We start from the raw sequence: 6,703 nt of genomic DNA on the forward strand, positions 1-6,703 counted from the left end.
GGTGACCATCGTCGCCAACAACCCGGCCGGGCGCGAGCAGGCGATGGCGCCCTTCGTGGGCTGGATCGGCGAGCGCTGGTTCGTGCTGCCCAACCCCACCTACGGCAGCTGGGAGCCGGCGCTGTTCAACAACGCCTGGACCCTGCCGGAGAACGAGCGCCGGCAGCTCAAGCTCGACAGCCTCAAGTACGCCCAGTAAGCCCATGATCGCCGTCCGCGACCGCCTGATCTTCGCCCTGGACGTGCCCACGGCGGCCGAGGCCCGCGCCTGGGTGGACCGGCTGGGCGATGCGGTCGGCTTCTACAAGATCGGCATGGAGCTGCTGACCAGCGGCGACTACTTCCGGGTGCTGGAGGAGCTGGCGGCGCGCGACAAGAAAGTGTTCGTGGACCTGAAGTTCCACGACGTGCCGGCCACCGTGGCCGCCACCCTGAAGGGACTGACGCGCTATCCAGTAACTTTTTGCACCATCCACGGCCAACATGACGGCATGATGAGTGCAGCTTCGCAGGAGAAGGGCGATATAAAGCTGCTTGCGGTGACCGTGCTCACATCCATGGACCGCAGCGATCTTCGGCAATTGGGCATCGATCGTGAGCCTTCCGAGGTGGTTGTGCAGCGTGCGCTGGCGGCCCGCGCCGCCGGCTGCGACGGCGTGATCTCGTCGGGCCAGGAAGCAGCGGCGCTGCGCCAGGCCACCGGCCCGGGCTTCCTGATCGTGTGCCCCGGCATCCGCCCGGCGGGTCCGGCCGGGGACGACCAGAAGCGCACGGTGGACGTACCCACGGCCTTTGCCGCGGGGGCCGACCACATCGTGGTGGGCCGCCCCATCCGCCAGGCCGCCGACCCGGCAGCGGCGGCCGAGGCCCTGCAGGCCCAGATTGCGGCCGCGTTAGGCAGCTGAAGGCCGGCTGGCCGGACGGAGCCCGGAAAACGGGCTGTAAACGTCCGATCTGCTAGATTCACCGCCTGCCAAACCGACGCTTTCGCCCCGACGCATGACCCGAAGACTCCCCGCCTGGACCCTGCTGGCCCTGCTCGCGCTCGTGCTGAGCCTGGCCGCCTGCCGCAAGGACGCGCCTGAAGAAGCCAAGGCGCCCGGCAACCCCGTGGCGGCCGTGGAAGGCCTGGCGCAGGCGCTGCGCGACAACGACCTGCTGCGCTATTCCCGCCTGAGCCTGCCGCCCGAGCTGCACGCCCGCACCGAGGCGCTGTGGAACGACCGCGTAGCGCAGGCTGATCCGGTGGCCGACGCCGACGCCGCCGAGTACGACAAGATGATGGCCCGCCTGACCGCGCCCGACGCCGAGGCCGAGCTCAACCGCGACCTCGAGCCCAAGCTGGCCAAGCTGGAAGCGGAAATCGCCGGCCAGTGGCCGCTGATGCAGGCCACCGCCCTGATCTTCGTCAACGCCGCCATCCAGGCCAACACCGACCTGAGCGCCGAAGACAAAACCCATGCCAGCGAAGTGGTTGCCGGCCTGATGGCCTGGGCCCAGCCCGAGCTGTTCACCGACCGCGCCCGCGCCCGCGCCGCCGTGGCGGCCCTGGTGGACACGGCCAACGCCCTGGACCTGCCGACCCTGGCCCAGGCCCGCGCCCTGCCGATGGTGCCGGCAATGGAAAAGGGCGGCATCGCCCTGGCCGGGGTGAAGCAGGTGGCCAAGGCCTACGACCTCGACCTGGACCGCGCGCTGGACGGCGTGCGCGCCGAACTGGTGTCCGCCCAGGGCGACCGCGCCCAGGTGAAGGTGAGATACCCGCTGCTGGACAAGACCGTCAGCTTCGAAATGGCCATGCTTCGCCGCGGCGACAGCTGGTACAGCGCCCAGGCCGTGGCCGACGCCGAGGCCGAACTGGCCGAGGCCGGCGAAGCCGCCGCCACCACCTCCGCGGGAGCGCCGGCCAACCCGGCTGGCTGAACACCCATGGACGAATCGCAAAAACCGGCGACCCCGCCGATGCCGCCCCGACCCCGCGCGAAGCCGCCGCTGTGGGCGCGCTTCATGGAAAAGCTGCTGCAGCCCTGGATTGAGATCAAGCGTGAGCCGGTGGTGCCGCCCTTCAGCCTCGACCGGCCGATCTGCTACGTCATTGAAACCTACGGGCTGTCCAACACCCTGATCCTGGACCGCGCCTGCCGCGAAGCCGGGCTGCCGTCGCCGCTGGCGGCGCTGCCGGGCGACCCGCTGGGCCGCAAGCGCAGCTACGTGGCCCTGTCGCGCCGGCGCGCGGGCCTGTTCGGGCGACCCAAGAACCGCAGCCATTCCGATGCGCTGTCGCGCCTGCTGATGGCGCACCGGCTGTATCCCGACCAGGACGTGCAGCTGGTGCCGGTGTCGATATTCGTCGGCCGCGCGCCGGCGAGGCAGTCGGGCTGGTTCTCGGTGCTGTTCTCGGAAAACTGGGTGCTGGTGGGCCGCTTCCGCCGCCTGCTGGCCATCCTGCTCAACGGCCGCGACACGGTGGTGCAGTTCTCGCCCAGCGTCCGCGTCTGGGAAATCCTGGGCGAGGAAATGCCGCACGAGCGCCAGGTGCGCAAGGTCAGCCGCGTGCTGCGCGGGCACTTCCGCCGCATCCGCACCGCGGTGATCGGCCCCGACCTGTCCACCCGCCGCCTGCTGGTGGACCGCGTGCTGGACGCCGAGCCCGTGCGCAAGGCCATTACCGACCAGGCCCGGCGCGACGGCACCGAATACCTGGAGGCCTGGAAAAAGGGCCACGGCTTCGCCTGGGAAATCGCCGCCGACTATTCCAATCCCGTGGTGCGCTCGGCCTCGTTCGCCCTCACCGGCTTCTGGAACCGGATCTACGACGGCGTCAACGTCAACCACGTCGAAACGCTCAAGCAGGTCGCGCCCGGGCATGAAGTGGTCTATGTGCCCTGCCACCGCAGCCACATGGATTACCTGCTGCTGAGCTACCTGCTGTACAACCGTGGCATCGTGCCGCCGCACATCGTGGCGGGCGTGAACCTCAACATGCCCGTGCTCGGGCCGATGCTTCGCCGCGGCGGCGCATTCTTCATACGCCGCTCGATCCGCGGCAATGCGCTCTACGCGGCGGTGCTGTCGGAGTATGTTTCGCAGCTGGTGGGCGAAGGTTTCTCGCTGGAATACTTCATCGAAGGCGGCCGTTCGCGCACCGGCCGACTGCTGGCGCCCAAGGGCGGCATGATCGTGATGACCATCAAGGCCTTCCTGCGCGCGCCGCGCCGGCCGGTGGTGTTCCAGCCGGTGTACATCGGCTACGAAAAGCTGATCGAGGGCAAGAGCTACCTGGACGAACTCACCGGCCGGCCCAAGGAAAAAGAAACCATCTGGGCCCTGCTCAAGGCCGGCGCCGGCATCCTGCGCCAGCACTACGGCAAGGTGGCGGTGAACTTCGGCGAGCCGATCTTCCTGGACTCCGTGCTGGCCGAGCACGCGCCGGACTGGCGTGAGCGCAACGCCGACCCCGACGACAAGCCGACCTGGATCAACGGCGCCGTGGAAGACCTGGCCCACCGCATCCAGGTGAACATCAACCGCGCCGCCGACGTGAACCCCGTCAACCTGCTGGCGCTGCCCTGCTGGCCACGCCCAAGCACGCCATGTCCGAAGCCGACCTGCTGGCGCAGCTGGCGCTGAGCAAGAAGCTGCTGGCCCTGCTGCCCTATTCGGACCGCGTCACCGTCACCGCGCTGGACCCGGCGGCCATCGTCGCCTACGGCGAGAAGATCGGCGTGCTGACCCGCACCGTGCATCCGCTGGGCGACGTGATCAGCGTGGAGGGCGAAACGGCGGTGCTGCAGAGCTACTTCCGCAACAACGTGCTGCACCTGTTCGCGGCCGCCAGCTGGGTGGCGCTGTGCTTCCAGAACAACCGCCGCATGAGCCGCGCCGGCCTGCTGCGGCTGGGCCAGACCATCTACCCGTTCGTGCAGGAAGAGCTGTTCCTGCCCTGGGACGAGAACGGCTTCGCGCAGCGCCTGGACGCCACCATCGACCTGTTCGTGGCCGAAGGCCTGCTGTCGGTGGCCAGCGACGAGGACGGCGGCATCCTGTCGCGCGGCCCGGGCCAGACCGACGAGGTCTTCCGCCTGCGCGCCATCGCCCACAGCCTGCAGCAGGCGTTCGAGCGCTACTTCATCGCCATCACCACGCTGGTGAAGAACGGCCCGCGCACGCTCAGCGCCGGCGAGCTCGAATCGCTGTGCCACCTCACCGCGCAGCGGCTGAGCCTGCTGTACGCGCCGGCCGCGCCGGAGTTCTTCGACAAATCCCTGTTCCGCGGCTTCATCCAGAAGCTGCGCGAGATGAAGCTGGTGTGGGTGTGCCCGAACGGCAAGCTCGACTTCGACGAACAGCTGATGGCCTGGGAAAAAGACGCCAAGGTGGTGCTGGGCCGCGACCTGCGGCACACCATCAGCAAGCTGTCGCCCGAAGCGGTCAGCAAGGTGGCCGGCGCGGTGGTGGTGAAGGCCGAGGCCTGATCGCGGGCCCCGCGGGGTCCGGGAACTTCAGGCGTCGAGGTCGGGGATCAGCCGGCTTTCCAGTGCGGCAATCATGTCCTTGAGCCGCAGCTTGCGCTTCTTCAGGCGCTTGATCGCCATCTCGTCGGCCTGGATCGATTCGGCCAAACGGTCGATGGCGGCGTCCAGGTCGCGGTGTTCGACCTTCAGCTCCACCAACTGCGCGGCGATCTTGGCGGGATCTTCCTCGGCCATCACATCCTCCGGTTGCCGGGCCAGCTTAGCGCCCCGGCCGGGGCGGCGACAGGGGTAAAATGGCGGCCCGCCCCGATGCACCCCGCCATGACCCTGCTGCTGCAAGATCCCGTCCCGCGCAAACCATCGCAAGAGCGCGAGCGCCACAAGCTGGCCAAGCGCCTGCGCCGCCAGGTCGGCCAGGCCATTGCCGACTTCGGCATGATCGAAGAAGGCGACAGGGTGATGGTGTGCCTGTCGGGCGGCAAGGACAGCTACACGATGCTCGACCTGCTGCTGCATCTGCAGAAAAAAGCGCCGGTGCGCTTCGAGCTGGTGGCGGTGAACCTGGACCAGAAACAGCCCGGCTTCCCGGAACACGTGCTGCCCGACTACCTGCGCAGCCTCGGCGTGCCTTTCACCATCATCGAACAGGACACCTATTCGGTGGTCAAGCGCGTGGTGCCCGAGGGCAAGACCCTGTGTTCGCTGTGCTCGCGCCTGCGCCGCGGGGCGCTGTACCAGCACGCCAAGGACCACGGCTTTACCAAGATCGCGCTGGGCCACCACCGCGACGACGTTCTGGCCACCTTCTTCATGAACCTGTTCTTCCACGCCAAGCTGGCCACCATGCCGCCCAAGCTGCTCAGCGACGACGGCGCGCACGTGGTGATCCGGCCGCTGGCCACGGTGCGCGAAGCCGACATCCGCGACTACGCCGACTGGAAGCAATACCCCATCATCCCGTGCACGCTGTGCGGCTCGCAGGAAAACCTGCAGCGCAAGCAGGTGGCGCGCATGATGGCGGCCTGGGAAAAGGACTATCCCGGCCGCACCGAAACCATCGCCCGCGCGCTTTCCGACGTGCGGCCGTCGCAGCTGGCCGACCCGTCGGCCTTCGATTTCGCCAACCTGGGCCGCCTCACCGCCGCCCCGCTGCCCGACGCGCACGCGTGGCTGGCCGGCGACGCCGAAAACAACGGGCCCGATGCCGGGCACGTTTGAAACAATGCCGGGTGCCTGCCCGTTTCTTCTCTTTGAATTGGATGATTGATGTTCTTTCGCAACCTGACCTTTTTCCGCTTCCCCGCCTCCCTCGCCAAAGCCTTCGCCGAACTCGACGCCCGCCTGGAAGACCACCGCCTCAAGCCGGTCGGTCCGTCCGAGCTGATCACGCGCGGCTTCGTGTCGCCCTTCGGCCGCGACGAACCCGCCATGAGCCTGCGCCTGAACGACACCGTCTGGATCACCCTGGGCGGTGAAGAGCGCCTGCTGCCCTCGGCCGTCATCAACGACGAACTCGCCAAGCGCATCGAAGCCATGGAAGAAAAGGAAGGCCGCAAGCTCGGCGGCCGCGCCCGCAAGCGCGTGAAGGAAGACCTGGTGGTCGAACTGCTGCCGCGCGCCTTCGTGCGGCCCATGCGCACCAGCGCCACCCTGGATCTGCAGCACGGCTTCATCGCCGTGGACGCCAGCTCGCGCAAGTCGGCCGAAAACGTTGTGTCCGAACTGCGCCACGCGCTGGGCAGCTTCCCGGCCTTGCCGCTGAACGCCGAAGTGTCGGCGCGCGCGGTGCTCACCGGCTGGATCGCCGGCGAACCGCTGCCGGCCGGCCTGGTGCTGGGCGACGAGTGCGAACTCAAGGACCCCATCGACGGCGGCGCGGTGGTGAAGTGCCAGCGCCAGGAGCTGCTGTGCGACGAAATCAAGAAACACCTGGAATCGGGCAAGCAGGTCACGCGCCTGGCCCTGGTGCTCGACGACCACGTCAGCTTCGTGCTGGGTGAAGACCTGGTGGTGCGCAAGCTCAAGTTCCTCGACGGCGTGGTGGACCAGCTCGAAGGCACCGACCGCGACGGCATCCAGGCCGAGCTCACCGCGCGCTATGCGCTGATGGCCGCCGAGCTCAAGCGCCTGTTCGCGGTGCTCGAGGTCGCGCTCAAGTTCAGCCCCGCCGAGGCCTGAGTCGCGGGGGGGGGGGGGGGGGGGGGGGGGGGGGGGGGGGGGCGGCGGCG

General features: G+C 68.6%; 5 protein-coding genes and 2 pseudogenes. 6 read left to right on the forward strand and 1 reads right to left on the reverse strand.

Annotation, left to right across the window (positions count from 1 at the left end):
* From K0M70_RS10350 to plsB, 4 genes and pseudogenes are all read left to right on the forward strand, one after another.
* Nucleotides 1-199 (forward strand): annotated as a pseudogene (locus K0M70_RS10350) (acid phosphatase); the annotation flags it as partial.
* Between the two features lie 4 nt (nt 200-203).
* Nucleotides 204-905, forward strand: a complete 702-nt coding sequence (gene pyrF, locus K0M70_RS10355; protein WP_290781792.1) for an orotidine-5'-phosphate decarboxylase — start codon at nt 204-206, stop codon at nt 903-905.
* Nucleotides 906-999: 94 nt separating this feature from the next.
* On the forward strand, nt 1,000-1,923 hold the full coding sequence (locus K0M70_RS10360) for a hypothetical protein (protein ID WP_290781793.1): 924 nt from the start codon (nt 1,000-1,002) through the stop codon (nt 1,921-1,923).
* A gap of 57 nt (nt 1,924-1,980) precedes the next feature.
* Nucleotides 1,981-4,475, forward strand: a pseudogene (gene plsB, locus K0M70_RS10365) (glycerol-3-phosphate 1-O-acyltransferase PlsB); the annotation flags it as partial.
* Between the two features lie 27 nt (nt 4,476-4,502).
* On the opposite strand, the gene K0M70_RS10370 reads toward plsB, so the two are convergent.
* Nucleotides 4,503-4,709 carry a DUF465 domain-containing protein gene (locus tag K0M70_RS10370; RefSeq protein WP_290781794.1) on the reverse strand — a complete coding sequence of 69 codons (207 nt, stop codon included), beginning with the start codon at nt 4,707-4,709 and terminating at the stop codon, nt 4,503-4,505.
* Between the two features lie 75 nt (nt 4,710-4,784).
* Here K0M70_RS10370 and ttcA point away from each other — a divergent pair, with 75 nt between their 5' ends.
* Nucleotides 4,785-5,693 (forward strand): tRNA 2-thiocytidine(32) synthetase TtcA, encoded by a 909-nt coding sequence (gene ttcA / locus K0M70_RS10375; RefSeq protein WP_290781795.1) that lies wholly within the window; start codon nt 4,785-4,787, stop codon nt 5,691-5,693.
* A 48-nt stretch (nt 5,694-5,741) separates the two neighbouring features.
* The gene (locus tag K0M70_RS10380; RefSeq protein WP_290781796.1) at nt 5,742-6,653 is read left to right on the forward strand and encodes a recombination-associated protein RdgC; all 912 of its coding nucleotides are present in this window, start codon (nt 5,742-5,744) and stop codon (nt 6,651-6,653) included.
* Nucleotides 6,654-6,703: the final 50 nt, after the last annotated feature.

This window comes from Arenimonas sp., assembly GCF_019459675.1.
In the GTDB taxonomy this organism is placed as follows: Bacteria; Pseudomonadota; Gammaproteobacteria; order Xanthomonadales; family Xanthomonadaceae; genus Arenimonas.

Bases quoted from the DNA above. Each gene is read 5' to 3' on its own strand.
- K0M70_RS10370 (WP_290781794.1), bottom strand. From the start codon at position 4,709: ATGGCCGAGGAAGATCCCGCCAAGATCGCCGCGCAGTTGGTGGAGCTG.
- pyrF (WP_290781792.1), top strand. From the start codon at position 204: ATGATCGCCGTCCGCGACCGCCTGATCTTCGCCCTGGACGTGCCCACG.
- ttcA (WP_290781795.1), top strand. From the start codon at position 4,785: ATGCACCCCGCCATGACCCTGCTGCTGCAAGATCCCGTCCCGCGCAAA.
- K0M70_RS10360 (WP_290781793.1), top strand. From the start codon at position 1,000: ATGACCCGAAGACTCCCCGCCTGGACCCTGCTGGCCCTGCTCGCGCTC.
- K0M70_RS10380 (WP_290781796.1), top strand. From the start codon at position 5,742: ATGTTCTTTCGCAACCTGACCTTTTTCCGCTTCCCCGCCTCCCTCGCC.